The following is a 26,383-nucleotide window of genomic DNA, read 5'->3' as shown; positions in this document are numbered from 1 at the left end:
GTCCTGCTTGCATGTGTGAGGGGAGTATCCCGCTCGCGGCGTGAACGTCAACACGGTGGATCGACATCCACCCGGGCACGCCGGACCCGCAGGTCGGGTCGGGAGAGACCTCCGGATCTGTACCGGAGGTGTATGCAATGCACGTTTCTGCCGTCGTCTGGATCGTCTCGATCCTGGTCGTTCTCGGCCTCTTCGTCTTCGACTTCTTCAGCCACGTGCGCACGCCGCACGAGCCCTCCCTGAAGGAATCCGGCTTCTGGTCCGCGGTGTACATCGGCATCGCGATCCTGTTCGGCATCGGCGTGTGGGCGGTCTCCGGGCCGCAGTACGGCGGTGAGTTCTTCGCCGGCTTCGTGACGGAGAAGGCGCTGTCCGTCGACAACCTCTTCGTGTTCGTCATCATCATGGCGAAGTTCGCGGTGCCCCGGATCTACCAGCAGAAGGTGCTGTTGATCGGCATCGTCATGGCGCTGGTGATGCGTGCCGGCTTCATCGCCGTCGGTGCCGCCGCGATCTCCGCGTACTCCTGGGTGTTCTACATCTTCGGCGCGTTCCTGCTCTACACCGCGATCAAACTGGTCAAGGAGGCGTCGTCGCCCGAGGGGCCGGTCGAGGACGAGAAGGAGCGCGAGGGTCGCGTCGCCGCGCTGTTCAAGAAGATCGTCCCCACCACGGAGACCTACGACGGCGACAAGCTGATCACCAAGGTCGACGGCAAGAAGGTCGCCACCCCGCTGCTGCTCGCGCTGGTCGTCATCGGCTTCACCGACGTGCTGTTCGCGCTCGATTCGATCCCCGCGATCTACGGCCTCACCCAGGAGCCCTACCTGGTGTTCATGGCGAACGCCTTCGCGCTGATGGGCCTGCGCCAGCTGTACTTCCTCATCGGCGGCCTGCTCGACCGCCTGGTGTACCTGTCCTACGGCCTGTCGATCGTGCTCGGCTTCATCGGCGTGAAGCTGGTGCTGCACGCGCTGCACGAGAACACGCTGCCCTTCATCAACGGCGGCGAGCACGTCGCGGTGCCGGAGATCTCCACCGGCCTGTCGCTGTCGGTCATCCTGGGCGTCCTGGTCATCACCACCGTCGCCTCACTGATCAAGTCCAAGCGCGACGGGCGCAAGGCCCTCGTCGACGAGGACAGCGGCTCGAAGCCGGAGTGACTCCGGTCAGGACGGTTTGACGCCCACGGCCACGGTGGCCTGCCGCTCGTCGTCGATCTCGATGTACGTGTCGAGGCCGACGGCGCGCAGCGCGGCCACCGTGTACGTCGCCTGCTGGCGCCCCGTCTCGATGAGCACCCGCCCGCCGGGGCGCAGCCAGTGCGGCGCGTCGATCGCGATCCGGCGATGCAGGGTCAGCCCGTCGGGGCCGCCGTCGAGCGCCCGGTGCGGCTCGTTGTCGCGGGCCTCGGGCGGCATCGTCCGGATCGCCGCGGTCGGAACGTACGGCGCGTTCGCTGCGATCACGTCGACGGTGCCGCGCAGCACCCCGGGGAGCGGGCGGAACAGGTCGCCGACGAGCACAGTGGCCTTCGGGGCGTTGCGCGCGGCGTACTCGGCGGCGGTGCGATCGATGTCCGCGGCGTAGGTCTTCGCGGCGGCGGCGGTCGCCACGATCGGCCCGGCGCCGCAGCACAGCTCGACGAGCACGCCACCGCCGTCGGCGAGCTCGGACAGCAACTCGGTGCGCCGCCGGGGCACGAAGACGCCGGGGCCGACGACCAACCTGCGGCCGCGGAACTCGACCCAGCCGAGGAGATGCTCCAGCGGCTCGCCCGCACAACGCCGGCGGACGAGGGTCTCCAGGTCGGACCCGGACGCCGCGTCCTCCAGCAGCTCGGCCTCGCGTTCGGCGAAGGCGCATCCGGCCGCCCGCAGCTCACCGATCACATTCATCGGAGGAGTCAATCACGGTTGGGCGTGATTCACCACACTCACGACACCGAGGTTCAGGCTGGTTCACAGTGCGCGAGAACCGGTGTGATCCGATGAATTCCAGAAACCGGTTACAGCGTGACGAGCATCCGGGTGTTGCCCAGCGTGTTGGGCTTCACGGACGACAGGTCGAGGAACTCCGCGACGCCCTTGTCGTAGCTTCGGCACAACTCGTTGTAGACCTCGGCGCTGACGGGCGTCCCCGTCGATCTCCGCGCGAATCCGTGCCGGCCGAAGAAGGCCGTCTCGAAGGTCAACCGTCGACTCGTACACCCAGAACTCCTGCACCGACTCGTACGGCGTGACCGGATTCTTCCCCAGCAGGATCTTTCCCTCGTACACGTCGATGAGACGCTTGATCGCGGGGACGTCCGAGGTCCGGGCGAGCCGCAGCACATCGTCGCGGTCGGTGGTCACGGTGGGAATCCGTAGCGCGCAGAGCCGTCGATTCGGCCTACCGATAGGCTGATCGGCGTGAGTGCAACGGACGGCGTGCAGCCCGCGAGCACACCTGTCTCGAACGTCAACGTCGCGAACGGGTTGACGGTGCTCCGGATCGTACTCGTCCCGGTGTTCCTCGCGGCGCTGTTCGTCGACGGCGGCCACTCCACCACATGGCGGTGGATCGCCTTCGCGATCTTCGCGGTCGCCATGATCACCGACCGCGTCGACGGCCAGATCGCCCGCCGTTACGGCCTGATCACCGATTTCGGCAAGCTCATGGACCCCATCGCCGACAAGGCGCTCACCGGCGCGGCCTTCGTCGGACTGTCCGTCCTCGGTGAGCTGCCCTGGTGGGTCACGCTGGTCATCCTCGCCCGTGAGTTCGGCATCACCGCCTTCCGGTTCGCCGTCATCCGCGACGGCGTGATCCCCGCGAGCCGCGGCGGCAAGCTCAAGACCCTTCTCCAGACCATCGCCATCGGGCTCTACCTCATGCCGCTGCCGGGGTGGATGGACGTGCCCAGCCAGGTGGTCATGGGCGCGGCCGTGATCGTCACCGTCGCGACCGGCGTGGACTACCTGCTGAGCTGGTGGCGTGGCCGCAAGTGACGCCGCCCGCCTCGTAGCCGCCCTCGCCGAGCGCGGCGAGACGGTCGCGTCGGCCGAGTCGCTCACCGCCGGCCTCTTCGCCGCCACCGTCGCCGACGTCCCCGGCGCCAGCGCCGTACTGCGCGGCGGCCTCATCATCTACGCCACCGACCTCAAGGCGAGCCTGGCCGGCGTCCCGTCGGACGAGCTGGAACGCAACGGCCCGGTCCATCCCGACACCGCGCGCGCCCTCGCCGACGGGGCGCGGGCGCGGTGCGGCGCCGACTGGGGCGTCGGCCTGACCGGCGTCGCCGGCCCCACCGAACAGGACGGCGTGCCCGTCGGCACCGTCCACCTGGGGATATCCGGCCCGTCGGGCACGTCCGTGACCACGCTGCAGCTCGACGGTGACCGGGCGGACGTCCGCCGCGGGGCTGTCCAAGCCGCCCTGCGGGAGCTCGCCGCGCGGGTTTCGGCGAATCGGGAACCTTCCGGGCCCGCCCCGCGTTGACTGGACAGTAACCAAGACGGAGGTGAGCATGGCTCTACTGCTTCGCGAGGCGATCGGCGAGAACCTGCGTAAGACCCGGGTGCGTCAGAGTCGCACGCTGCGAGACGTTTCCTCGGCGGCCCAGGTCAGCCTCGGCTACCTGTCGGAGGTCGAGCGCGGCCAGAAGGAGGCGTCCAGCGAGCTGCTGGCCGCGATCTGCGGCGCGCTGGCCGTCGACGTCGCCGACGTGGTGGCCCAGGCCAGCGTGTCGCTGCGCCCGATCCCCACGATGGTGATCCCGGCGCCGGCGCTCGCCGTCGCCTGACCCTGAGACGACCCCGTCGCGGGTTCGGGGATTTCCCCCGANCCCGCGACCGGGGCGGCGCAACAGGGGCGTTTCCCGATAGATTGATAGGCACGAGTCCGGCGGTCGCCGGACGGCCGGATGTGGATTCGGCGATGGACGTATCGAGGCGGAGGAGAACTGACGATGGCTAACCCGTTCGTCAAGGGGTGGAACTACTTGATGGCGCTGTTCAACTCGAAGATCGACGAGAACGCCGATCCGAAGGTGCAGATCCAGCAGGCGATCGAAGACGCACAGCGTCAGCATCAGGCGCTCTCGCAGCAGGCGGCGGCCGTCATCGGCAACCAGCGCCAGCTCGAGATGAAGCTCAACCGCCAGCTCGCCGAGGTCGAGAAGCTGTCCGCCAACACGCGCCAGGCTGTGCAGCTCGCCGATCAGGCCACCGCCGCCGGTGACGTCGCGAAGGCCACCGAGTACACCAACGCCGCCGAGGCCTTCGCCGCGCAGCTGGTGACCGCGGAGCAGAGCGTCGAGGACCTCAAGGGGCTGCACGACCAGTCGCTGCAGGCCGCCGGCCAGGCCAAGCGCGCCGTCGAGCAGAACGCCATGCAGCTGCAGCAGAAGCTCGCCGAGCGCACGAAGCTGCTCAGCCAGCTGGAGCAGGCGAAGATGCAGGAGCAGGTCTCCGCGTCGCTCAACCAGATGGGCCAGCTCGCGGCGCCCGGCAACACCCCCAACCTCGACGAGGTCCGCGAGAAGATCGAGCGCCGCTACGCCAACGCCCTCGGCTCCACGGAGCTGGCGCAGAACTCGGTGCAGGGCCGCATGATGGAGGTCCAGAACGCCACCGTGCAGATGGCCGGCCACTCGCGGCTCGAGCAGATCCGCGCGTCGATGCAGGCCAGCGGCCAGATCCAGGGTGCCCCCGCGGCCCCGCAGGCGGCCCCCGCGCCGCAGACGCCGCAGCAGGCCCCGAACCCGGGCTTGCAGAAGCCCTGAGAACCGAGGAACGGATGACCGACCAGCGAGGCCGCTACCGCACCGACTTCTCGGCGGTGGCGGCCTCTGCCGGTCGGATGGCCGCCTCCGCGATCACCGCCGCGTCCACCGCGATGGAGACGGCCGCCCGCGCGGCCGATGAGGCGCGGGACAAGGCCGCCCGCCGCCGCGATCCCAAGGCGGCCCACCAGCGCTCCATCAAGCAGGCCCGCTACACGGTGAACAGCTGGGCCGCGACCACCTCCACCTCGGCCGTGGTGGCCGTCGGCGGTTTCGCCGCGGCCGCGCCCGTCGTGGGCGGGACCGCCACCGCCGTCACCGCCCTCGTCGCCGTGCCCGCGGGCTACGCCGTCCGCAAGCTGCGCCGCCTGCGCCGTACCCCGCCGCCGCCGCGCACCTACGCCCGCCGCGCCGTCCCGGCGCGCTCCTCCGCGCTGCACGATCCCGTGCGCGCCCTCGCCGACGCCGAGCAGGAGTTCCTGGCGCTCATGTCGGTGCTCACCCGCTCCGGCGCGTTGCCCCCCGAAGCGCTCAGCGAGCTCGACGACGACGCCGAGACCTCCGCCGACGCCATCGTCTCCTACGCCGAGCAGCTCACCGATCTCGAGCGCGTCGTCGTGGGCGGCGGGGGATCGGCCGCATACCTGCGCGAGACCTTCGAGGAGGGCCTCGACAGCCTGGACGACGGCGTCGAGGCCTATCGGGAGATGGTCCGTTCCGCCGCGACGACGGTCGCCGCCGCGCGCCGGTCCCTCGGGTCGCCCGCCCGCTTCGACGAGCTCAGCACCGCGACGCCGCGCCTGCAGGAGACCGCCGAACGGCTGCGCGCCTGGGCCTACGGCATCGCGGCACTGCCGCCGGTGCCGGATCCCCACGCCTGGTGATCCGCTCTCGGGGTTAACCCCCAAATCTCCCTGAAACCGCAGTTCAGAGCGTGACTTCCGGGCTCCGGCGGGGGCAGTATGGAAGGCGAAGGACCCATCGAAAACCTCCCGAAAGGTGCACCGCAATGTTCTGGAAGATCCTCGGCGCCATCGTCGCCATCTGGCTCGTGCTGATGGTGGCCTCGGCGATCATCAAGTCGCTGTTCCCGCTCGCCGTCATCGCGCTGGTGATCATCGGTATCGTCTCGGTGGTCAAGTGGCTGAGCTCGGGGAAGAAGACCCCGAGCACGTTCTAGCGGGGCCGCCCCCGCGCACGCCCCACCGGGCGTGTCGACGGCTCACGGAGGAGTGCGGGTGCGCGTAGCGATCGTCGCGGGTTCCGAGGCCGGGCATGCACTGCCCGGCCTCGCTCTCGCTCTCCGTCTGGTCGGTGCGGGCCACGAGCCGGTCGTCTTCACCGGGCGGCAGTGGGGCGCGGTCGGCGAACGCTACGGCGTCGACACCCGCGAACTCCCGGGACTGGCAGCGCGGCCGGGCGACGACGACGGCGACGCCGGATCGAAGATCCACGGCCGCGCCGCGTACATCGCCACCCGGGTCCTCCCGGGCATCGAGGCCCTCCGCGCCGATCTCGTCGTCGCCGACATCCTCACCCCGGGCGGGGGGATGGCGGCGGAACTGCTGGGCGTGCCCTGGCTGGAGCTCAGCCCCCACCCGCTCTACCTGCCCTCGAAGGGACTGCCGCCCATCGGATCCGGCCTGGCCCCCGCGCAGACGCCGCGCGAGCTGCTCCGCGACGCCGTGCTCCGGGCCTTCACGGCCCGCGACATCCGCAACGGCCGCCGCCAGCGCGCGGAGGCCCGTGCCGGCATCGGGCTCCCGTCGCGCGACGGAGGCCCCGCCGGACGGCTCGTCGCCACCATTCCCGCCCTCGAACTGCCGCGCCCGGACTGGCCGGCGCGCACGCACCTCGTCGGGCCGCTCACCCTGGAGCCGACGGACGACCCGTGCCCCGTCCCCGACGGTGTCGGCCCCCTCGTCATGGTGGCGCCGTCGACCGCGGCGACGGGGGAGCAGAACCTCGCCGAGGTCGCCGTCGACGGACTGCGCGGCGCCGGCGTGCGGCTCGCGGTGAGCGGGCTCAATCCGCCCGCCTTCGACGAGCCGTGGGTCGCCAGCGGCTTCGGCCGGCAGGACGACCTCGTCGCGCGCGCCGACGTCGTGGTCTGCGGCGGCGGGCACGGCATGCTCACCAAGGCGCTCACCGCGGGGAGGCCCGTCGTCGTCGTGCCCGGGGGCGGCGACCAATGGGAACTCGCGAACCGCGTCGCGCGCCAGGGGAGCGGCGTGCTCGTGCGGCCGGCGACCCCCGGCGCGATCCGCGACGGCGTGCGCCGCGTGCTCGACGACCCGTCGTACGCGCGCGCCGCGCGGTGCGCCGCGGACGGGGCCCACCGCGTCGCGGACCCCGTGCTGGTGTGCGAGGCCTATCGGTAACCTGGTGCGGTGCGCCTCACCGACTTCCGCGAACTGCTCTACGCCGAGTTCGGCACCCTGCGCGGCGACACGCTGATGCGGGACCACAGGCTCAGCGCCTTCGGCGCCACCGGCGATCAGGCCATCGAATCCGGCGTCGACCCGAAGGACGTCTGGCGCGAGCTCTGTTCCGAGTTCGACGTCCCCCGGTCCCGCTGGTAGCTACTCCTGGGGCGTGGGCCCCGGCGTCCACAGCCCGGACCGCGTGACCTCGGTCCGGCCCAGCTGCGCCGCGGGCGCGTCGACGTAGGGGACGTACCGCTCCAGCGCGCCCCACTCCCGGCCCCAGTCGTGGTTCAGGTACGTCGGCACCGTCTGCGCCTTGGCGAGCAGCAGCGCCCAACCCAGCGGCCCGCCGGCGTCGCCGCCCTGCCACGTGGTGGTCGCCGCGGCCGCGAGGTCGCGCTCGGGGAGGATCCGCCACTTCGGCTGCTCCGCGACGCCGCCGTTCTCGCGCCACTGCCGCTGGCAGGGGAAGCCGATCCCGGCGCCCCAGTCGACCAGCGTCGGATCATCGCCCAGCAGCTCCTGCAGCGTCTCCAGCTTCGGCGCTCGCGGGGGCGTGTACGCCACCCACGTGCTCTCCGACGGTGCCGTGATCGTCGCCCGCACGCGCACGGCCGTCGCGCCGGCGGGCACCGTTTCCGCCGGAACGCGCAGGTTGCGCCACGCGGGCGCCGGACCGATGTCGATCGGCGTGACCGCCCCGTTCGGGGTGATCGTGCTCTCGCCGGTGCCGAACTCGAGCTGCAGGTCGCCCGGGCCGAAGCGGCCGGCGACGCTGATCGTCAGCAGCCGGTCGATTCCGCCCGCGGGCAGCGCGTACCAGCTCGAGATCGCGCGCGCGGAGTGCTGCGGACCGGTCTGCCGGGAGCCGACCACCGGCACCCGCGCGGGATCGAGCCCGAAGGGCAGCGCCGCGGTCGAGCCGTTGACGCCGGGCGCGTCGAGGGTGCCGCCGCCCGTGCCGCCCGTGTTCGACGGGGTGTTGTCGGCGTCGCCGGTGCGCACCAGGTCCGCGGCGCCCCGCGACGACGAGGAGAGGCTGCCCGCGATGCCGTTCGGCGTGAAGTTCGCGTTCAGCTCCCCGACCAGCGGATCGGGCGCGGTGCCGATCGGTGCGAGCACGCCCGCGGTGGCGTCCCGCTCGACGAGTACCTCGTCGGCCATGCCGCACGGGTCACCCGCGAGCGAGCGCAGGTTCTGCTGGCCGTAGGAGTAGGCCGGCCGCTGGATCATGATCGACGCGACGTTGGTGGCCCCGATCATCGCGATGATGAGCGTTGCGACCAGCGTGATCGGTGTGGCGAAACCGGGCAGTCGCCCGCCGAACTCGGGCAGCCGGGGAGTCCGGCCCGTCACGTGCACCACCAGCGCGCCGAGGAGCAGCACCACGGTGGCCGCGCCGAAGACGGTCGCGATCTTCACGCCCGCGACCGCCGGGTCCGCACCGCCCCAGGGGATGCCGAAGTTGCCCGGGTAGAACCAGCCGTTGGTGGTCTCGAACGCCAGTGTCGCGCAGCCGGCGACGGCCGCGAGGGCGAGCAGCCGGAACTGGGGCCGGCGGATGGTCCGCGGCCCGATCGCCACGACGGCGATCGCCGCGACCATCGCGCCCAGCGTGGCGAACGCGCCGAAGTGGTGGGTCCACTTGGTGGGGTTGAAGGCCATGACCAGCAGCGAGACGCCGATCGCGGCCACCACGCGGCGCGCCGGCCCGGTCGCGATGCCGGGGATCCGGCGGCGCCACAGCAGCAGCGTCGCCACCGCGACGGAGCCGAGGAACAGCGCGAGCATCGCGAACCGTCGCGCGACGGATCCGTTGGGGTTCTGCTGGAACAGGGCCTCGTACCGGATGATCTCGCGGTGCCAGGGCTCGCTCGGCCCGACGTCGCCGAGCAGCTTCGTGGACTGCAGCATCTCGACCAGGCCGTGGTCGGCGAAGACGAGGAAGAGCACGGACGCGCCGGCGGCGCCCAGCGTCAGCAGCGTCGCGGCGTAGCCGTTCGCCCGCACGTGCGCCACGACGGCACGCCACAGGGGCGCCGCGGCGACGAGGAAGACGACGAAGGCGAAGCTGCCCGTCGGGGCCGCGGAGAGCGTGAGCCCGGCGACGACGAGGCCGAGGCCCGCGGAGGCGAGGCGGCGGGTGGCGACGGAGCGCTCCACCAGGCACCAGGTCACGACGGTGCCGACCGCGACGATCGGCTCCGGGCGCAGGCCGGGGTTGTAGGTGAGCCAGAACAGGGTGAACACCGCCGCCATCGCCCAGAGTGCCCGCGAGTATTCGCGCGGCGCGCGCCGCTTGCTCAGACCCAGGCGCGGCAGCACCTCGCGGGAGAGGAGGAACCACGCCAGGATCCCCGACAGCAGCGCCGGAAGGCGCAGCCACGGGCTGGAGACGCTGAGATCCGCCATCCAAGAGACCACGTAGAACGGCATGCCGAACGGCGCGTACGGGGCGTCGTAGTAGCGGAAGACCTCGGGCATGTAGCCGGAGTGCGGCGCCGCCTTGATCATCCCGAGGATGTAGCCGTCGTCCGAGGTGGGGGCCCCGACGATGTGCCACGCCAGCAGGCTGCCGATCACGGCGACGTCGGCGAGGCGCACGTGCAGCCAGCTGCGGGGGAGCAGCCTGCCTCGGCGCCGGCCATCCGCGCGGTCGAGCAGCGCCAGCGCGAGGAGCGAGACCAGCACGCAGGCCACGCCGACGAGGATCGCGACGCCCTTGAGCACCGACGGCGAGGACGTGTACCGCGAGTCGACGTCGATGGTGACCTTCGGCGTCGGGCCCTGCAGGTCCGCGGGCAGGTCGGAGAACACGCCCACCACCTGGGGCCGGAGGTCGCCGCGGACGTCGCCCTGGGCCGAGATGCCGCTGGCCGCGGCGAACGCGTGATCGGCGTCGATCGCGATCCGCAGCTCGCCGCACCGCGTCAGGTCGGCGCGCGGCACGTGGTGCACCAGCGCGCCCCGGGAGCGGACCGTCAGCGCCTCGCCGTCGACGGTGACGAACAGCCCGGCCGTGCGCGCCCGGTCCCCGGCCGGTGGGGGTGTTGTGGCCGCGAGCACGGTCTGCCTGTCCGACGGTGCCGCCGCCGCGACCGCACAGGGGATCGTCGCGTCGACCTCCAGCGGCTTGTACATCGTGAGCGGCGCGGTGACCGGTGCGAGCGATCCGGACTGCGGCCAGTCGATCGTGACCGCGGTCTGCTTGATCGGCAGCAGGGGCGTCGCGATCGCGAGCACCAGGCCGATCAGGCCGGCGACGACGGCGGCGATCCGGGCGATTCGGAGGTTCACGATCAGTCAGGGTATCGGCCCGGACCGGCGGGCCCGGTCGGCGCGCGGCGCGTCGCCCGAGACGGCTGTGAAATACGTCGTCCCGGCAGCTATGCTGTGACCACCGACACAGCCCGCGCCCGGTTCCGCCACCCCTGGAACAGGGCGTATTGAGAGAAAGCACGGTGGTTTCAGTGACCCTTGACGCCAATTCGCCGATCGAGAAGCTCCCCGGCGGTACCGACGCCACGCGGGCGGGCCGGCACGACGCCGACCCCCGGGGCGGGCAGTCCGCCTCGGTCGAGTCCTTCTCGCTGGACGATCGGTACACGCGCGAAGAGGGCACGATCTACCTCACGGGCATTCAGGCCCTGGTCCGCATGGTGCGCGACCGGGCGCGGCTGGACCGCCGCCAGAACCTCAAGACGGGCTCGTTCATCTCCGGCTACGAGGGCTCGCCCCTCGCGGGCTACGACCTGGAGATCGCCAAGCGCACGAAGTACCTCAAGGACTTCGACATCGTGCACCGCCCGGGCCTCAACGAGGAGCTCGCCGCCACCTCGGTCATGGGCTCGCAGATCGCGGCGCAGGTCGGGCACCTCGATCGCGGCCTGGACGGCGTCACCGGCTACTGGTACGGCAAGGCCCCCGGCCTCGACCGCGCCACCGATGCGCTGCGGCACGCCAACATGATCGGCACCCACCCCACCGGCGGCGCCGTCGCCCTCGTCGGTGACGATCCGGGCGCCAAGAGCTCGACGGTGCCCTGCGCCTCCGAGATGTCGCTGGCCGACCTCTACATGCCGATCCTCTACCCGGCCGACTCGCAGGACATCCTCGACCTCGGCGTGCACGCCGCGATCATGTCCCGCGTCTCCGGCCTGTGGACCTCGCTGAAGATCTCCGCACACGTCGCCGACGGATCGTCGACCGCGGACGTGCACCCGGACCGCATCCTGCCCGTCTACGGCGACCTCGGCACCAGCCCGCACGTCCCGTCGGGCCAGCTGCTCGGCGCGAAGCTGATGGAGCTCGAGCAGAACCAGCTCACCGTCCGCATGCCGCGCGCCACGGAGTACGCCCGGATCAACCGCCTCAACCGGATCACGGTGCGTTCGAGCGACGACCGGATCGGCATCGTCTGCGCCGGCAAGACGTACCTCGACGTGCGCGAGTCGCTGCGGCTCATCGGCATCGAGGACGACGAGCTCAACCGCCTCGGCATCCGGATCCTCAAGATGGGCATGGTCTACCCGTTCGAGCGGCAGATCCTGCACGAGTTCATCGACGGTCTCGACGAGGTCATCGTGGTCGAGGAGAAGCGCGACTTCCTCGAGACGATGATGCGCGACATCCTGTTCCGGCACCCCGGCGCCCCGAACATCGTCGGCAAGGCCAACGAGGACGGCTCCACCCTGTTCTCCCGCTTCGGCGAGCTGGACGTCGACTCGGTCTCCCGCGGCCTGGCCCAGCGCCTCGCCCGCGTGCACCAGGTGCCCGCGGCGAAGGACTGGCTGGACCGCAAGGCGCAGGTGCGCACCCGCATCGAGCTGCCGCTGGCGCAGCGCAGCCCGTACTTCTGCTCGGGCTGCCCGCACAACACCTCCACCAAGGTGGCCGACGACACGCTCGTGGGCGCCGGCATCGGCTGTCACGCGATGGTGCTGCTGATGGATCCCCAGCAGGTCGGCGACGTCACCGGCGTGAGCCAGATGGGCGGCGAGGGCGCGCAGTGGGTCGGCATGGCCCCCTTCGTCACCGAGAAGCACTTCGTGCAGAACATCGGCGACGGCACGTTCATGCACTCGGGCTCGCTGGCGCTGCGCCAGTCCGTGGCCTCCGGGGAGCGGATCACCTACAAGCTGCTGTTCAACGGCACCGTCGCGATGACCGGCGGCCAGGACCCGGTCGGCGAGATGACGCTGCCGCAGATCTGCACCCTGCTGCTCGCGGAGCGGGTCAGCAAGGTCGTCGTCACTTCCGACGATCCCAAGCGCACCAAGGCCCTCGGCCTGCCGAAGGGCGTCGAGGTCCGCGACCGCGCCGACACCCTCGACGTGCAGCGCGAGCTGGCCGAGGTCGCCGGCGTGACCGTGCTCGTGCACGATCAGCACTGCGCCGCGGAGAAGCGACGCAAGCGCAAGCGCGGCAAGTACCCCACGCCCAACCAGCGCGTGGTGATCAACGAGCGCATCTGCGAGGGCTGTGGCGACTGCGGCCAGAAGAGCAACTGTCTCTCGGTGCATCCGGTCGAGACGGAGTTCGGCCGCAAGACCCGGATCGACCAGAGCTCCTGCAACCTCGACTTCTCGTGCCTCAAGGGCGACTGCCCGTCGTTCGTGACGGTCACCCCCGGCGAGGTCGGCAAGGTCCGCAAGTCGGTGCCCGACATCACCGCGGAGTCGATCCCGCAGCCGAAGAAGGCGCGCCGCGAGGCGGACGGCATGGCCATCCGCATCACCGGCATCGGTGGCACGGGCGTGGTCACGGTCTCGCAGATCCTGGCGACCGCCACGGTGCTCGACGGCCACTCGGCCCGCACCGTCGACATGACCGGCATGGCGCAGAAGGGCGGCGCCGTGGTCTCGGACATCAAGGTCTCGGCCACGTACGTCGATCAGGCCGCGAAGGTCGCCTCGGGCGACTGCGACGTGTACCTCTCGTGCGACAGCCTCGTCGGCGTGGACCCGGCGAACCTCAAGGTGGCCTCGCCCGAGCGCACCACCTCGATCGTCTCGACCACCGAGGTCCCGACCGGCCAGATGGTGATCGACACCTCGGTGGGTTACCCCGACGCGCGGAGCATCCACGAGGCCATCGACCGGGCGTCGCTGCGCACCGTGTACCTCGATCCGGGCGACCTGACGCTGCAGCTGTTCGGCGACGAGCAGTACGCCAACCTGTTCATGGTCGGCGCCGCGTTCCAGACCGGCGCCCTGCCGATCAGCTCCGCGTCGATCGAGCGGGCCATCGAGCTCAACGGCGTCGCCGTGGAGAAGAACCTGCAGGCCTTCCGCCGCGGCCGCCAGTCGGTCTCGGATCCGGCCGGCGTCAAGGCCGCGATCGATGCGCTGCACCCTGTGCCCGCGCCGGCCCCGGTCAGCGCGTTCGCCAAGGGCCTCGTCGCCGTCCTGGACGGCGGCTCCGAGGAGCTGCTGCGCCAGGTCGGGCTCCGCGTCGACGAGCTCGTCGCGTACCAGGACAAGGCCTACGCGGAGCGGTACGTCGCCGACGTGGCCCGCGTGTTCCGCGCCGAGAAGAGCTGGGGCTCGGAGGATCTCACCGCGGCCGTCGCGCACAACCTGCACAAGCTGATGGCCTATAAGGACGAGTACGAGGTGGCCCGGCTCTCGCAGGACGCCGGCTTCGCGGCACAGGTCGCCGACGAGTTCGGCGCCGACGCCAAGAAGGCGATCCGCCTGCACCCGCCGACGCTGCGCGAGATGGGCCTGAAGAACAAGCTGGCGCTGGGCGAGTGGGTCAATCCGGGTATGAAGACGCTGGCGAAGATGAAGCGCCTGCGCGGCACTAAGCTCGACGTCTTCGGCATGACCGAGATGCGGCGCATGGAGCGCACCCTCATCGCGGAGTACCGCGCGCTGGTGGGCCTCATGATCGCCGCCGCCGAGGGTGGCCGCGTCGCGGAGGAGCAGCGCGTGCAGGTCGTCGCCCTCGCCGAGCTGCCGGACATGGTCCGCGGTTACGAGTCGATCAAGACCGGCAACGTCGAGAAGTACCGCGCCGCAGTCCAGGAGAAGTTGCAGCAGCTGGGCTGGTAACTCCCGCTCCCTCGTATTCGACGGTGACCGCCCCTCGCCTCCGAGGGGCGGTCACCGTCGTCGGTTCCCGACGTATCCGCGGTCACGGATGCATGCGTGCGCCCTTGAGGATCCGGTCGACGGCGTTCTTGGGGCCGTGGACACCGATGCCGACGAGCTCGAGGTCGTCGGTGCCGACCGCCTGCACCGCGGCCCGGTTGTCCCGGTCGTTCCCGGTCGAGAAGAGCTCCCGCGTGAAGACCGAGACGGTCAGGCCCCGTCCCAACGCCCGCTGGTGTGCGGCGCGGAGCGTCTCGCCGGCGCCCTCGAAGACGAGGACGGGCTGGCGGAACATCGGTAGGTAGGCGGCACCGTCGGCATCGGCGTAGGGCTCGCCGATGACCTCGGGGACGGTGGCGGCGATCCCGCTGACGAGGAACGCGGCGGCGTTGAGGCGCTGCCATCCGGCGAGGTCGTCGCGGAGCAGCACCGCGATCTTGGTGTCGAATCGAATCGTCTCGGTCATGCAACCAGGATCGCCATCGCCGGGTCCCGGATTCTTGTACATACTTGATGGATGCCCGCGGAGTCGACCGTCGCCTGGCGTCCCCGCGTCGCGGGAATCGCCGAGGTGTTCCGGGCGCATTTCGAAGAGCACGCCTACCCGATGCACACGCACGATGTCTGGACGCTGCTCACGGTCGAACGCGGACGTATCGGGTACGAGCTCGACGGCGAGCGGTGCGATTCGTCGACGCGATCGGTGACATTGCTGCCGCCCCACGTCGCGCACGACGGCCACAGCCTCACGGCGGGCGGGTTCGACAAACGCGTGATCTACCTGGAGTCGCGGATGCTCTCGGGGATCGGCCGGGCCGTCGGCACGCCGACGCTTCTGGACGGGCTGCTCAGGCGGCGCGTCGACCAGCTCAACCGGGCGCTCGCCGAGCCGGGCGAGGAGTTCGAAGCGGCGAGCCGGCTCGCCCTGATCGTCGAACGGTTGCAGTGGCACCTGGACCGCAATCCCGAGCCGTCGCGGGCCCCGCTGAATCGGTCCCTCGCGCACGCCCTCCGCGATCTGCTCGACGGCAGAGTCCGGGAGGGCATGACCTTGGACGAGGCTGGCAATGTGCTCCATGTGGACCCGACGCACCTGGTCAGAGAGTTCTCGCGGGAGTTCGGACTCCCGCCGCACCGGTATCTCATCGGCCGTCGGGTCGAGCTCGCGCGCAGGATGCTGCTGGCGGGTGGCGCCCCGGCGGACGTCTCGGTGGAGGCGGGGTTCCACGATCAGTCGCACCTCAACCGTCACTTCAAGTCGATGGTCGGGACCACGCCCGGTCGGTACGCGCGGAGCGGCGGAGCCGCAGCTCGGGGATGATCGGATCCCGGTTCCCGGACACCCGATCCGCGCGGCGCGGCGTGTCGCGCGTTCGATGCTTGCTTCGAACGCAGGTTCGCCTATAGTCGACGGTGTTCGACGTGAAAGTGAGCCGATGAGAGCGCGCCCCGATGCGGATGCGAAAACTTGTCAGAGGGTCCCTCTAGCGTCCGTAGCAACAGTAGAACCCAGCGCCGGCGGTACTTCCCACCCCGGCCCGAAGGACGGAGAGTCCCATGGCACCTGCGGCACCGGATCGCGATAAGGCCCTCGAGCTGGCCCTCGCGCAGATCGACAAGAGCTACGGCAAGGGCTCGGTCATGCGCCTCGGAGACGAGGTGCGCCAGCCCATCGCGGTGATCCCCACCGGGTCCATCGCGCTGGACGTGGCGCTGGGCATCGGCGGCCTCCCGCGCGGCCGCGTCATCGAGGTCTACGGCCCGGAGTCCTCGGGTAAGACCACCGTCGCGCTGCACGCGGTCGCGGAGGCGCAGGCCAACGGCGGCATCGCGGCCTTCATCGACGCGGAGCACGCGCTGGACCCGGACTACGCCGCGAAGCTGGGAGTCGATACCGATGCTCTGCTCGTCTCGCAGCCCGATACGGGTGAGCAGGCGCTGGAGATCGCGGACATGCTGATCCGTTCCGGCGCGCTCGACATCATCGTGATCGACTCGGTGGCCGCGCTGGTCCCCAAGGCCGAGATCGAGGGCGAGATGGGCGACAGTCACGTCGGCCTGCAGGCCCGCCTCATGAGCCAGGCGCTCCGCAAGATGACGGGCGCCCTGAACAACTCGGGCACCACCGCCATCTTCATCAACCAGCTGCGCGAGAAGATCGGCGTCATGTTCGGCTCGCCCGAGACCACCACGGGCGGTAAGGCGCTGAAGTTCTACGCCTCGGTGCGCCTGGACGTGCGCCGCATCGAGACCCTCAAGGACGGCACTGACGCCGTGGGTAACCGTACCCGCGTCAAGGTCGTCAAGAACAAGGTCTCGCCGCCGTTCAAGCAGGCCGAGTTCGACATCATCTACGGTCAGGGCATCAGCCGCGAGGGCTCCATCATCGACATGGGCGTCAACGAGGGCTTCATCCGCAAGTCCGGCTCCTGGTACACCTACGACGGTGACCAGCTGGGACAGGGCAAGGAGAACGCCCGCAAGTTCCTGGTCGAGAACCCCGACGTCCGCGACGAGATCGAGAAGCGGATCAAGGAGAAGCTCGGCGTGGGCGCCGACGTCACCGCCGACGCCGACGAGATCGCGCCCGCGCCCGTCGACTTCTAGGCCGCGATGGTGGACTACGCCGACGACGAGGTCGTCTCCCGGGGCCGGCGCCGCGGGCGCCGTTCCCGCGACGGCGGCGGCCCCGTCGCCGGCGAACCGCGGCAGGAGGAGCAGGACCCGGCCAAGCGTGAGGCGCTGGCCCGGGACCTGATCTACCGAGCCCTCGGAATGCGGGACCACTCGCGGGCGGAGCTGCGGAACAAGCTCGCCCGCCGTGGTTTCGATGAGGAGCTCACCGAGCGGATGCTCGACAAGTTCGTCGCCGCCGGCCTCATCGACGACGCGGCCTTCGCGCAGCGCTGGGTCCAGTCCCGGCATCAGTTCTCGGGCAGGGGCCGCCGCGCCCTGGCACAGGAACTGCGCACGAAGGGCGTCGGCGCGGAGGAGGCGTCGGCGGCGCTCGACACCGTCAGCCGCGAGGACGAGCGGGAGCGCGCGGCGGAACTGGTGGAGCGCAAACTCGCCCGCGTCGAGGTCCCGGAGGACCGCCTTGAGCGGGACAAGCTTACCCAGCGGCTCGTCGGCATGCTCGGCCGCCGCGGCTACCACCCGTCGCTGGCGCTGTCCGTCGTGCTCGACGCGGTCCGCGAGAAGGCCGACGCCGCGCACGAGTAGCCGCGACGGCCCCGACGCCGCCAAGACCAGGGGAGTGGATCCCCGTGCCAGGTGGAGCCCCCGGAGAACACTCCGGGGGCTTCGCTGCATCGGCGATCGTGGCGCTGAGGCCTTTCCAGGCGCGTGCACGAGGCGGTAGGGTTCCCGGCATGACTGCCGGAACGGCCTCGGGCCACGCACGGACGGGTGATCCGGCGAACGGTTGACGGCGCGGTCTCCGCCGTTCGGAATCGATCGACACAGCACCCCGATTCCGAACCCCCGAAGGAGATCCCCGTGCCCGCACGTTTCAACCACACCATCATCTTCGCCACGAACAGCGAGGATTCCGCGGCGTTCTACCGCGACTACCTCGAGGCCCGCCCCGCGCAATCCTGGGGGCCGTTCACCAACCTCGAGATCGAGGACGGCGTCCTGCTGCAGATCGCGTCGCCGCCGATCGATATCCAGCCGCAGCACTACGCCTTCCTCGTCGACGACGAGCACTTCGACCGCGCATACGCGCTCCTCGTCGAGCGCGGCGTCGACCACGCCGCCGATCCGTTCTGGAAGGAGCCGGGACGGATCAATCACGGGCACGGCGGCCGCGGCGTCTACGTCCGCGACCCCGCGGGGCACGGCATCGAGCTGCTCACCCGCCCGTACCTGTGACGGTCAGCGCGCCGCGCACGGCGCGCTCGTCGCGGAGAGGAAGCCGAGGTCCCCGACGCCGGGCACCAACCGATCGGTACCGCCGTCGCGCTCCAGGGTCCGCGCGGCCTCCTCGTCGCCGACGGCCCGTCGCAGCGAGCGCTCCCATGCACCGGATTCGAGCATCTGCCGCAGCGCGGCATTGACGGCGTTCCGGGCATCGTCGTCGCCGTGGGCCAGCCCGATCCCGTACCGCTCGACGGAGAACGGCGACCCCGCGGTGCGGAGCCGGCCTTCCACGCAGGTGTCCTTCGGCAGCACCATGTCGACGAGGCGGAACGCATCCGGGCGCTGAGCCGCGAATCCGGCGAGGATCACCTCATCGGTGGTCACGGCGTCGACGGCGCGGCGCGCCAGCGCGTCCGCACACGCCGAGTAGCTGTCGTACTCCAGGAGCCGCACGCCGGGCAACAGGGCGGCGACGGCCCGCGCCGACGTGGAGCCCGTCACCGCGCAGAGCGTGCGGTCCCGCCCCAGATCGGAGACCGTTCCGACCGCCGCCTCGTCGCGGCGCACCAGCAGGCCCTGGCGTGTCGTCAGGTACGGCCCCGCGAAGGTCACCGCGGTCGCGCGGTCGGCGTCGATCGAGTACGAGGCGACGATCGCATCCACCTCGCCGTTGGCGATCAGCCGCTCGCGCTGCGGGGTCGGGCTCTCCCGCCACGTGATCTTCGGCTCCGCCTTTCCGCGGGCGGCGGCGACCGACCGGACCACGTACTCGGCGACGTCGATGTCGAAGCCCGAGTACTCGCCGTCGGCTCCGCGCAGCCCGAGGCCCGGCTGGTCGGCCTTCACACCGAGGAGGACGGCACCGTCGTCGATCGAGCGCAGCAGGTTCCGCGGCGACGGCCCCGAACACGCGCAGAGCGCGGCCATGACCACTGTGACCAGTGCCAGGGCCGCGCTCGCGCGGGGTCTGGAGGGCACGGCGATCAGTCGCCGTAGTCCTGCCGCAGATCCTTGTGCTTCGGGTCCGGGTGGGTGGTCTCCATGACCTCCTTGGACATGAGCCCCGGTTCGGGAAGCGGATGCGGCGCATCGACGATCAGCTTCTTCTTGCGGCCCTCACGCAGGTTCTTCTCGATGTTCGACGCCAGCGCCGACAGGCCGAAGTTGATGAGGATCATGATGATGGCGACCACGATGAGCGAGGGGATCACGTTGCCCCACTCGTTGCCCGCCTGGATGCCGGACTTCACGACCTCGATGTAGCCGATCTGGTAGCCGAGCGCGCTGTCCTTGAGCGCGATCACCATCTGCGAGATCAGAGCCGGCAGCATGGCGGCGACCGCCTGCGGGAGCAGGATCAGCCGCATCGTCTGCGACTTCCGCAGACCGAGGGCCTTGGCCGCTTCGAACTGGCCGTTGGGCAGGGAGTTGATACCCGAGCGCAGGATCTCCGCGATCACCGAGCCGTTGTACAGGGTGAGGCCGAAGACCACCGCGAAGAAGGCGATGTAGTCCGAGGTGAACACCTTGTACACGCCGAAGACGATGTACAGGAAGTAGATCAGGATCAGGACCGGGATCGCGCGGAAGAACTCCACGATCGCACCCGTCGCCCAGCGCACCGACCGGTGATCGGAGAGCCGGCCGATGCCGAGGAAGGCGCCCATCACCATCGCGAGGATGATCGAGGCGAGAGCGGCCTTGAAGGTGCCCCACAGGCCCGGGAGGATGTACGTGCCCCAGTAGTTCTTATCGGCGAAGGGCTCGAGCTTCTCCTGATCGAACTGGCCGTTCGCGGCGAACGCCGTGAGCACCCAGGCGAACAGTGCCACCAGCACCACGATGAAGGCCACCGCGATGATGTTGTTGCGCACCCGGGCCTTGGGACCCGGCGCGTCGTAGAGGACGGTCGAGGTGGACTTCGTGCTCATCGCTTCACCGCCAGTCGCTTGGCGAAGTAGCCGAAGACGGCTCCCTCGAACAGAGTGATCACCATGAAGCCCGCCGCGAAGATCACGAAGATCAGGATCAGCTGATCGCTGTGCAGCTCGAGCTGCTCCTTCATCAGCAGGGCCGCCTCACCGACGCCGATGATCGACGCGATCGTGGTGTTCTTCGTGAGCGCGATGAGCACACTGCCCATCGGCGCGATCACCGCGCGGCCGGCCTGCGGCAGCACGATGAGCTGGAAGACCTGCATGAAGGACAGGCCCAGCGAGCGTGCCGCCTCGGCCTGGCCGAGCGGCACGGTGTTGAAGCCGGACCGCAGGGTCTCACAGACGAAGGTGGCAGTGTAGACGATGAAGCCGACGACGGCCAGCCAGAAGTTGTTGTTCTCCGTGAAGTCCGCGTTGTTCGGCGCCAGCGCGAACCCCATGTTCTGGTACAGGCCGAGGGACAGGAACAGGATGATCAGCGTCAGCGGCGTGTTCCGGACGATGTTGACGTACCAGGTGCCGAAGACCCGCATCGCCGGGACCGGCGAGACGCGCATGCCCGCGAGGATCGTGCCCCAGATGGTGGCGCCGATCGCCGAGAAGAAGGTCAGCTTGATGGTCACCCAGAACGCCGGCCACAGCTGTGGCCCGAGGTCTTCCCACATGTCAGACACCTGCCTTCGCGCACTGCGCCTGCGGATCGGCCTTCGGTAGCGTCATCGCCTTACCGTTCACGGTGACGGTCACGTTGCCGTCCTTGTCAGGAAGCAGCCAGCTCTGATCGCCGGGCACGGCGACGAGGACCGACTTGGGCTTGCCGCCCTCGACGGGGCGCCCCTGCTCGATCATCGTGTTCGCGTACTCGCCCAGGTTCTCCCGCAGCGCCTTGAACAGCTCGTTGTCGGGGTTGGCGTAGGCGAGGCCGGTGAAGGTGGAGACGACCGCCGCCGGGACCACGCACGACGGGACCGCGGGGACTGCCTCCGCGTCGTACGTCGCGGTGCCCTGTTCGCCGAGCAGCATCTGGCGCAGGGCCTTGTTCACCTCGCTGAGCGCTTCGGCGTCGCCCTTGCGCAGGCCGATGCCGTAGCGCTCGGTGGAGAACTGGTCGCCCTTCTTCTTCTCGGTCTTGGTGCCCGTGCTGCTGGTCAGGGTCACGTCCTTCGGGTAGGTCATCGGGACGATGTCGAACTCGTCGGGGTACTTGGCCTGGAAGCCGGCGAGGATCGTCGCGTCGGTGGTGAGCGCGTCCAGCACGCCGCGTCGCACGCCCTCCACGCACGAGGCGTAGCCGTCGTACTGCTGCAGCTGGACGTTCGGCAGGGCCGCCTTCACGTTGATCGCCGACGTCGAGCCGGACACCGAGCACAGCTTCCGGCCCGAGTTCAGGTCCTCGAGGCTGCGGATCGGGTTCGCGGTCTTCTTGCTCACCAGCAGCGCCTGATAGGTGGTCAGGTACGGGCCGGCGAAGGTGACCTTCTTGGTGCGTGCCGCGCTGATCGAGTACGTGGCCGCGATCATGTCGACCTCGCCGTTCTCGATCATCCGCTCACGAAGAGGAGACGGGGTCTCCTTCCAGGTGATCTTCGGCTCGGACCAGCCGTTGTTCTTCGCGATCTGCTTGATCACGAACTCCGAGACGGCCACGTCGGAGCCCGAGTGGGACTTGTCGGGGTCGCGGTTGGCGAGGCCGGGCTGGTCGTACTTGGTGCCGAGCACCACGTCGCCGTTCTTGATCGAGGCCAGCAGGCTGCGCGGGGTGTCGGTGCCGCACGCGGACAGCAGCGGGACGGTCACGAGGGCGGCGGCGACGGCCGCGACCGCGCCCCGCCACCGTCGGGTTCGAGTGGTCTGTGGTGATGTCATCAGTGCCCCAGGATCTTGCCGAGGAAGTCCTTGGCGCGGTCCGACTTCGGTGCGGTGAAGAAGGACTCGGGCTCGGTGTCCTCGACCACCTCACCGTCGGCCAGGAACAGGATGCGGTCGGCGGCCTTGCGCGCGAAGCCCATCTCGTGGGTCACGCAGACCATCGTCATGCCCTCCTTCGCGAGTCCCACCATGACGTCGAGCACCTCGTTGACCATCTCGGGGTCGAGCGCGGAGGTGGGCTCGTCGAAGAGCATGACCTTGGGGCCCATCGCGAGCGCGCGGGCGATGGCGACGCGCTGCTGCTGGCCGCCGGACAGCTGGGCGGGGTATTTGTCCTTCTGCGCGACGATGCCGACGCGGTCGAGCAGCTCGAGCGCGCGCTTCTCCGCGTCGGCCTTGGACTGCTTGCGGACCTTGATCGGGCCGAGGGTGACGTTGTCGAGGATCGTCTTGTGGGCGAACAGGTTGAACGACTGGAAGACCATGCCGACCTCGGCGCGCAGCCCCGCGAGGCCGCGCCCCTCCTCCGGGAGGAGGGCGCCGTCGATCTTGATCGTGCCCGAATCGATCGGCTCGAGCCGGTTGATGGTCCGGCACAGCGTCGACTTGCCCGAGCCCGAGGGACCGAGCATGACGACGACCTGTCCCTTCGGGACCGTCAGGTTGATGTTCTTGAGCACATGGAGGTCGCCGAAGTGCTTATCGACTGATTCGATCTCGATCATCGGAGCGGAGCCTGTGGGCTCAGTCGCGGGAGTGGTCATTGTCCGAGCCTATGAGTTCGGAGGTTTCGCTCGCGTTAACTCGGGCGGATTCGTGCCGGAAATCTGTGAACGAGGGTGATTTGCCCCCGCCGATTATCCTGGTGAGGTGATCGAAGCAGCCCCCGCCAGCCGAACGTACGAGGTCCGCACCTACGGGTGCCAGATGAACGTGCACGATTCCGAGCGCCTCTCCGGCCTGCTCGAGGACGCCGGTTACGTACGCGCGGACGGTGGCGAGCAGGCCGACCTCGTGGTCTTCAACACCTGCGCGGTCCGGGAGAACGCCGACAACAAGCTGTACGGCAACCTCAGCCACCTCGCGCCGATCAAGCGGGAGCGGCCCGGGATGCAGATCGCCGTCGGCGGCTGCCTCGCCCAGAAGGACCGCGGCACCGTCGTGAAGAAGGCGCCGTGGGTCGATGTGGTCTTCGGTACCCACAACATCGGATCTCTGCCGACCCTGCTCGAGCGCGCGCGGCACAACGAGAAGGCGGAGGTCGAGATCAAGGAGGCGCTCGACGCCTTCCCGTCGACGCTGCCCGCCCGCCGCGAGAGCGCGTACGCGGGATGGGTGTCCATCTCGGTCGGCTGCAACAACACGTGCACGTTCTGCATCGTGCCGAGCCTGCGCGGCAAGGAGGTCGACCGCCGGCCCGGCGACATCCTCGCCGAGGTGCAGGCCCTCGTCGACCAGGGCGTCTCCGAGGTCACCCTGCTGGGCCAGAACGTCAACGCCTACGGCGTGAACTTCGCCGACCCCGAGCTGCCCCGCGACCGGGGCGCGTTCGCCGACCTGCTGCGCGCGTGCGGCCGTATCGAGGGCCTCGAGCGGGTCCGGTTCACCAGCCCGCACCCCGCGGAGTTCACGGACGACGTCATCGACGCCATGGCGGAGACCCCGAACATCTGCCCGCAGCTGCACATGCCCCTGCAGTCCGGCTCGGATCGCGTGCTCAAGGAAATGCGCCGCAGCTACCGCAGCACCAAGTTCCTCGGCATCCTCGACCGCGTCCGCGAGAAGATCCCGCACGCCGCGATCACGACCGACATCATCGTCGGTTTCCCGGGGGAGACCGAGGAGGACTTCCAGGCCACCCTCGACGTGGTGGAGAAGGCCCGGTTCAGCTCGGCGTTCACGTTCCAGTACTCGATCCGCCCCGGCACCCCGGCCGCGGACCTGCCCGACCAACTGCCGAAGAAGGTCGTGCAGGAGCGCTACGACCGGCTCATCGCGCTGCAGGAGCGGATCACGCTCGAGGAGAACCAGAAGCAGGTCGGTCGGCGCGTCGAGCTGCTCGTCGCGCTGGGCGAGGGGCGCAAGGACGCCGAGACCAAGCGCATGTCCGGGCGGGCCCGCGACGGCCGGCTCGTGCACTTCGCGGGCGGCGAGGGCATCCGCCCCGGCGACGTCGTGGAGGTCGAGATCACCGGCGCCGCGCCGCACCACCTCGTCGCCGACGGCGGCGTTCTCAGTCACCGCCGCACCCGCGCGGGCGACAACGTCGAGGCCGCCATCACCCCCGTCACGGCGCCCGTCGGGGTGGGCCTCGGCCTGCCTCCCGTCGGCCGCCCGGCGCCCGTCGCCGCACCCGCGTCGACGGGGTGCTCGACCTGCTGACCCGTCTCTACGACGACCTGTAGGAGACACCGTCGGCCGCGGGGTGGACAATGGAGGCCATGAACGCCGACAGCGAGAACCCCCGGAGCGCCGAAGAGCTGGAGAGCCTGCGCTCGCAGGTCGAGTCCGTCGAGCGCAAGCTCGCCGGCGAGTTCCAGGTCAGCCCGCGGATCCTGGTGGCCGCGATCGCCGTGGTCGTGGTGATCGGCTCGCTCGCGCTGCCGCACACCGGTTCGGTGACGGGCATCGAGATCATCACCGGCGACCCGCACATCGAGGGCAGCTCGCTGGTCATCGTGTCGAAGATCTTCGTCTGGCTCGAGGTGCTGTTCGGCGTCTTCGCCTCCGGCGCCGCGCTGCTGACCCGGCGCTGGGTACTGTCCGTGATCGCCGGAGCGGGCTGCGGCGTCGCGATCGTCTTCGGCCTGCTCTCCGTCTGGTCGCGGCAGACCACCGGCCTGCACGGCGAGCCGCCCACGGGGGCCGGGATCGGCCTCTACCTCGGCTGGCTCGCGATGATCGTGCTCGCGGTCGTCTGGATCAAGACCATCTGGGCCCGCACTCCGTTCCAGCTCGCGGCCGAGCAGGAGCGCCGCGACGCCGCGCAGGAGTGGGACGAGTTCGCCCGGTCCAACCGCATCGGCCACCAGCCGCCGCGCCCGCAGCGCCCCACCGATCAGGCGTAGTAGCGACGGCGACGACGGCCGCCCGGCGAGCATTCTCGCCGGGCGGTCGTCGTTCTGAGGGTCAGCGGTTCTCGACCGCGCCCTCCGCGGCGTCGGCCCATTCCCGCCACTGCTGCGCCTGCTCGCGCAGCCGCACGGCGTCCTTGGTCTTGCCCGCCTTCTCGGCCTTCTCGGCCTGCTCCTCGAACTGAGCGACGCGGTCCCGGAACTGCGCGGCGCGGGCGGCGGCCTCGGGGTCGGTGCGGCGCCACTGGGTCTCGTCGGCGGCCTTGATCTTCTTCTCGAGCGCGCGGATCCCGGCCTCCAGCGAGCCCATCTGGTCGCGGGGGACCTTGCCGATCGCCTCCCACTTGTCCTGCAGCTCACGCAGCGCGGCCTTCTGTGCAGGGAGGCTCTGCGCGGACTCGATGCGCGGGGTGTACTCGTCGAGCAGCGCCTGCTTGGCCTTCCCGTTCTCGGAGAACTCGGCGTCCCGCTCGTCGGCGGCGGCGTTGCGCGCCGAGAAGAACTCGTCCTGGATGCCCTTGAACCGGGCCCACAGCGCGTCGTCGGTGTCGCGCGGCGCGCGGCCGGCGGCCTTCCACTTCGCGAGCAGGTCGCGGAACTTCGCCGAGGTCTCACCCCATGAGGTGTCGTTCTTGAGCTTCTCGGCCTCGGCGATCAGCTCCTCCTTGCGGGCCTTCGCGCCGGCGCGCTCGCGGTCGAGCTCGGCGAAGTGCGCGCCGCGCCGCTTGTTGAACGCGTCGCGGGCCTTGGAGTAGCGCTTCCACAGGGCGTCGTCGGTCTTGCGGTCGACGCCCTTGATGGTCTTCCACTCGTCGAGCAGGGCGCGCATCCGGTCACCCGCAGTCTTCCACTGCGTGGCCTCGGCGGCGATCTGCTCGGCCTCCGCGGCGAGCGCCTCCTTCCGGGCGATGCCCTCGGAGCGGCTCTTCTCCCGGTCTGCCTGCGCGGTCACGATGGCGGTGTCGGCACCCGTCAGCAGGGCGCCGACACGGGCGGCCAGGCCGTCGAGGTCGCCCACGACGGCGGCTGTGGGCAGCGTGTCCGCGACCTGCTGGGCCGCGGCGCGGATCTTCTTCGGGTCGCCGGTGCCGCTGGCCAGGCGCTCCTCCAGCACCTCCACCTCGGTGGCGAGCTCGTCGTACTTGCGGCCGAAGTGCGCGAGGCCCTCCGCTGACTCTCCGGCCTGCCAGGAGCCGACGGCGCGCTCGCCGCCGGAGGTCACGACGTAGACGGTGCCGTCCTCGTCGACCCGGCCGTGCTTCGTCGGATCGGACGCCGGGCGCGTCCGCGGCACGGCCTGCGCGGCGGCCGGGGCATGCGGGCGCGGACCGCCCGGGCGGGGGCCGGGGTGCGGCTT

Annotated in this window: 25 protein-coding genes and 1 pseudogene; 16 read left to right on the top strand and 10 right to left on the bottom strand. The window is 70.3% G+C overall.

What is annotated here, in order from left to right; translation table 11 throughout:
• Positions 1 to 137 precede the first annotated feature (137 nt).
• Complete coding sequence (locus ACM9LD_RS19330; RefSeq protein ID WP_415678184.1) at positions 138 to 1,163, top strand: TerC family protein; 1,026 nt, start codon at positions 138 to 140, stop codon at positions 1,161 to 1,163.
• A gap of 6 nt (positions 1,164 to 1,169) precedes the next feature.
• Here ACM9LD_RS19330 and ACM9LD_RS19325 read toward each other — a convergent pair whose 3' ends face one another.
• The gene (locus ACM9LD_RS19325) at positions 1,170 to 1,898 is read right to left on the bottom strand and encodes a putative protein N(5)-glutamine methyltransferase (protein ID WP_415678183.1); all 729 of its coding nucleotides are present in this window, start codon (positions 1,896 to 1,898) and stop codon (positions 1,170 to 1,172) included.
• A 110-nt stretch (positions 1,899 to 2,008) separates the two neighbouring features.
• Positions 2,009 to 2,363 (bottom strand): annotated as a pseudogene (locus ACM9LD_RS19320) (GNAT family protein).
• 48 nt (positions 2,364 to 2,411) lie between these two features.
• Here ACM9LD_RS19320 and pgsA point away from each other — a divergent pair.
• From pgsA to ACM9LD_RS19280, 8 genes are all read left to right on the top strand, one after another.
• Positions 2,412 to 2,990, top strand: a complete 579-nt coding sequence (pgsA, locus tag ACM9LD_RS19315) for a CDP-diacylglycerol--glycerol-3-phosphate 3-phosphatidyltransferase (protein WP_415678182.1) — start codon at positions 2,412 to 2,414, stop codon at positions 2,988 to 2,990.
• Positions 2,977 to 3,480 carry a CinA family protein gene (locus ACM9LD_RS19310; protein ID WP_415678181.1) on the top strand — a complete coding sequence of 168 codons (504 nt, stop codon included), beginning with the start codon at positions 2,977 to 2,979 and terminating at the stop codon, positions 3,478 to 3,480. The genes pgsA and ACM9LD_RS19310 overlap by 14 nt, the downstream gene beginning before the upstream one ends.
• A 28-nt stretch (positions 3,481 to 3,508) precedes the next feature.
• Positions 3,509 to 3,784, top strand: coding sequence for a helix-turn-helix domain-containing protein (locus ACM9LD_RS19305; protein WP_126198283.1), 276 nt, complete (start codon positions 3,509 to 3,511; stop codon positions 3,782 to 3,784).
• Between the two features lie 165 nt (positions 3,785 to 3,949).
• On the top strand, positions 3,950 to 4,765 hold the full coding sequence (locus ACM9LD_RS19300; protein WP_415678180.1) for a PspA/IM30 family protein: 816 nt from the start codon (positions 3,950 to 3,952) through the stop codon (positions 4,763 to 4,765).
• A 14-nt stretch (positions 4,766 to 4,779) separates the two neighbouring features.
• Positions 4,780 to 5,649: a phage shock envelope stress response protein PspM gene (pspM, locus tag ACM9LD_RS19295; RefSeq protein WP_415678179.1), complete on the top strand. Its 870-nt coding sequence runs from the start codon at positions 4,780 to 4,782 to the stop codon at positions 5,647 to 5,649.
• Positions 5,650 to 5,774: 125 nt separating this feature from the next.
• Positions 5,775 to 5,945: a hypothetical protein gene (locus ACM9LD_RS19290; protein ID WP_415678178.1), complete on the top strand. Its 171-nt coding sequence runs from the start codon at positions 5,775 to 5,777 to the stop codon at positions 5,943 to 5,945.
• Positions 5,946 to 6,003: 58 nt separating this feature from the next.
• A complete protein-coding gene (locus ACM9LD_RS19285) occupies positions 6,004 to 7,146 on the top strand; it encodes a glycosyltransferase (RefSeq protein ID WP_415678177.1) in 1,143 nt (380 codons plus the stop codon).
• A gap of 9 nt (positions 7,147 to 7,155) precedes the next feature.
• Positions 7,156 to 7,347, top strand: coding sequence for a DUF3046 domain-containing protein (locus ACM9LD_RS19280; protein ID WP_415678176.1), 192 nt, complete (start codon positions 7,156 to 7,158; stop codon positions 7,345 to 7,347).
• Here the strand turns inward: ACM9LD_RS19280 and ACM9LD_RS19275 are convergent, their stop codons facing one another.
• The gene (locus ACM9LD_RS19275) at positions 7,348 to 10,488 is read right to left on the bottom strand and encodes an arabinosyltransferase domain-containing protein (protein WP_415678175.1); all 3,141 of its coding nucleotides are present in this window, start codon (positions 10,486 to 10,488) and stop codon (positions 7,348 to 7,350) included.
• A 173-nt stretch (positions 10,489 to 10,661) separates the two neighbouring features.
• On the opposite strand from ACM9LD_RS19275, the gene ACM9LD_RS19270 reads away from it, so the two are divergent.
• On the top strand, positions 10,662 to 14,246 hold the full coding sequence (locus ACM9LD_RS19270; RefSeq protein ID WP_415678174.1) for an indolepyruvate ferredoxin oxidoreductase family protein: 3,585 nt from the start codon (positions 10,662 to 10,664) through the stop codon (positions 14,244 to 14,246).
• Between the two features lie 82 nt (positions 14,247 to 14,328).
• On the opposite strand, the gene ACM9LD_RS19265 is transcribed toward ACM9LD_RS19270, so the two are convergent.
• Positions 14,329 to 14,751, bottom strand: a complete 423-nt coding sequence (locus ACM9LD_RS19265) for a DUF2000 family protein (protein WP_415678173.1) — start codon at positions 14,749 to 14,751, stop codon at positions 14,329 to 14,331.
• A 51-nt stretch (positions 14,752 to 14,802) separates the two neighbouring features.
• Here ACM9LD_RS19265 and ACM9LD_RS19260 point away from each other — a divergent pair, with 51 nt between their 5' ends.
• The 4 genes from ACM9LD_RS19260 (at position 14,803) to ACM9LD_RS19245 (ending at position 18,158) form a co-directional block, all read left to right on the top strand.
• Entirely contained in the window at positions 14,803 to 15,606 is an 804-nt protein-coding gene (locus ACM9LD_RS19260; RefSeq protein WP_415678172.1) for a helix-turn-helix domain-containing protein, read from the top strand.
• 236 nt (positions 15,607 to 15,842) lie between these two features.
• Entirely contained in the window at positions 15,843 to 16,892 is a 1,050-nt protein-coding gene (recA, locus tag ACM9LD_RS19255; RefSeq protein ID WP_415678171.1) for a recombinase RecA, read from the top strand.
• A gap of 6 nt (positions 16,893 to 16,898) precedes the next feature.
• A complete protein-coding gene (locus ACM9LD_RS19250; protein WP_415678170.1) occupies positions 16,899 to 17,507 on the top strand; it encodes a regulatory protein RecX in 609 nt (202 codons plus the stop codon).
• 276 nt (positions 17,508 to 17,783) lie between these two features.
• Complete coding sequence (locus ACM9LD_RS19245) at positions 17,784 to 18,158, top strand: VOC family protein (RefSeq protein ID WP_415678169.1); 375 nt, start codon at positions 17,784 to 17,786, stop codon at positions 18,156 to 18,158.
• A 3-nt stretch (positions 18,159 to 18,161) separates the two neighbouring features.
• Here ACM9LD_RS19245 and ACM9LD_RS19240 read toward each other — a convergent pair whose 3' ends face one another.
• From ACM9LD_RS19240 to ACM9LD_RS19220, 5 genes are read right to left on the bottom strand one after another with little or no spacing between them, the layout of a single operon-like run.
• Positions 18,162 to 19,124, bottom strand: coding sequence for a glutamate ABC transporter substrate-binding protein (locus tag ACM9LD_RS19240; protein WP_415678168.1), 963 nt, complete (start codon positions 19,122 to 19,124; stop codon positions 18,162 to 18,164).
• A 5-nt stretch (positions 19,125 to 19,129) separates the two neighbouring features.
• Positions 19,130 to 20,077, bottom strand: a complete 948-nt coding sequence (locus ACM9LD_RS19235; protein ID WP_415678167.1) for an amino acid ABC transporter permease — start codon at positions 20,075 to 20,077, stop codon at positions 19,130 to 19,132.
• Positions 20,074 to 20,757 carry an amino acid ABC transporter permease gene (locus ACM9LD_RS19230; RefSeq protein WP_415678166.1) on the bottom strand — a complete coding sequence of 228 codons (684 nt, stop codon included), beginning with the start codon at positions 20,755 to 20,757 and terminating at the stop codon, positions 20,074 to 20,076. The genes ACM9LD_RS19235 and ACM9LD_RS19230 overlap by 4 nt, the downstream gene beginning before the upstream one ends.
• Complete coding sequence (locus ACM9LD_RS19225) at positions 20,750 to 21,949, bottom strand: transporter substrate-binding domain-containing protein (protein ID WP_415678165.1); 1,200 nt, start codon at positions 21,947 to 21,949, stop codon at positions 20,750 to 20,752. The genes ACM9LD_RS19230 and ACM9LD_RS19225 overlap by 8 nt, the downstream gene beginning before the upstream one ends.
• On the bottom strand, positions 21,949 to 22,677 hold the full coding sequence (locus ACM9LD_RS19220) for an amino acid ABC transporter ATP-binding protein (RefSeq protein ID WP_415678233.1): 729 nt from the start codon (positions 22,675 to 22,677) through the stop codon (positions 21,949 to 21,951). The genes ACM9LD_RS19225 and ACM9LD_RS19220 overlap by 1 nt, the downstream gene beginning before the upstream one ends.
• 145 nt (positions 22,678 to 22,822) lie before the next feature.
• Here ACM9LD_RS19220 and miaB point away from each other — a divergent pair, with 145 nt between their 5' ends.
• Both miaB and ACM9LD_RS19210 read left to right on the top strand, forming a co-directional pair.
• Positions 22,823 to 24,334, top strand: coding sequence for a tRNA (N6-isopentenyl adenosine(37)-C2)-methylthiotransferase MiaB (miaB, locus tag ACM9LD_RS19215; protein WP_415678164.1), 1,512 nt, complete (start codon positions 22,823 to 22,825; stop codon positions 24,332 to 24,334).
• A gap of 59 nt (positions 24,335 to 24,393) precedes the next feature.
• Positions 24,394 to 25,020 carry an Rv2732c family membrane protein gene (locus ACM9LD_RS19210; protein WP_415678163.1) on the top strand — a complete coding sequence of 209 codons (627 nt, stop codon included), beginning with the start codon at positions 24,394 to 24,396 and terminating at the stop codon, positions 25,018 to 25,020.
• 61 nt (positions 25,021 to 25,081) lie between these two features.
• Here ACM9LD_RS19210 and ACM9LD_RS19205 read toward each other — a convergent pair.
• Positions 25,082 to 26,383, bottom strand: a 1,302-nt coding sequence (locus ACM9LD_RS19205; RefSeq protein ID WP_415678162.1) for a DUF349 domain-containing protein, incomplete at its 5' end; no start/stop codon positions are given.

The organism is Tsukamurella hominis (assembly GCF_965137015.1).
GTDB lineage: Bacteria > Actinomycetota > Actinomycetes > Mycobacteriales > Mycobacteriaceae > Tsukamurella > Tsukamurella hominis.
This window is presented reverse-complemented; position numbering and strand designations above follow the sequence as displayed.

Excerpts from the sequence above, each read along its gene's own strand:
- ACM9LD_RS19260 (WP_415678172.1), top strand. The coding sequence starts at position 14,803 with ATGCCCGCGGAGTCGACCGTCGCCTGGCGTCCCCGCGTCGCGGGAATC.
- ACM9LD_RS19305 (WP_126198283.1), top strand. The coding sequence starts at position 3,509 with ATGGCTCTACTGCTTCGCGAGGCGATCGGCGAGAACCTGCGTAAGACC.
- ACM9LD_RS19225 (WP_415678165.1), bottom strand. The coding sequence starts at position 21,949 with ATGACATCACCACAGACCACTCGAACCCGACGGTGGCGGGGCGCGGTC.
- ACM9LD_RS19220 (WP_415678233.1), bottom strand. The coding sequence starts at position 22,677 with ATGATCGAGATCGAATCAGTCGATAAGCACTTCGGCGACCTCCATGTG.
- ACM9LD_RS19235 (WP_415678167.1), bottom strand. The coding sequence starts at position 20,077 with ATGAGCACGAAGTCCACCTCGACCGTCCTCTACGACGCGCCGGGTCCC.
- ACM9LD_RS19325 (WP_415678183.1), bottom strand. The coding sequence starts at position 1,898 with ATGAATGTGATCGGTGAGCTGCGGGCGGCCGGATGCGCCTTCGCCGAA.
- ACM9LD_RS19265 (WP_415678173.1), bottom strand. The coding sequence starts at position 14,751 with ATGACCGAGACGATTCGATTCGACACCAAGATCGCGGTGCTGCTCCGC.
- ACM9LD_RS19330 (WP_415678184.1), top strand. The coding sequence starts at position 138 with ATGCACGTTTCTGCCGTCGTCTGGATCGTCTCGATCCTGGTCGTTCTC.
- pspM (WP_415678179.1), top strand. The coding sequence starts at position 4,780 with ATGACCGACCAGCGAGGCCGCTACCGCACCGACTTCTCGGCGGTGGCG.
- ACM9LD_RS19250 (WP_415678170.1), top strand. The coding sequence starts at position 16,899 with ATGGTGGACTACGCCGACGACGAGGTCGTCTCCCGGGGCCGGCGCCGC.
- ACM9LD_RS19290 (WP_415678178.1), top strand. The coding sequence starts at position 5,775 with ATGTTCTGGAAGATCCTCGGCGCCATCGTCGCCATCTGGCTCGTGCTG.
- ACM9LD_RS19300 (WP_415678180.1), top strand. The coding sequence starts at position 3,950 with ATGGCTAACCCGTTCGTCAAGGGGTGGAACTACTTGATGGCGCTGTTC.
- recA (WP_415678171.1), top strand. The coding sequence starts at position 15,843 with ATGGCACCTGCGGCACCGGATCGCGATAAGGCCCTCGAGCTGGCCCTC.
- ACM9LD_RS19210 (WP_415678163.1), top strand. The coding sequence starts at position 24,394 with ATGAACGCCGACAGCGAGAACCCCCGGAGCGCCGAAGAGCTGGAGAGC.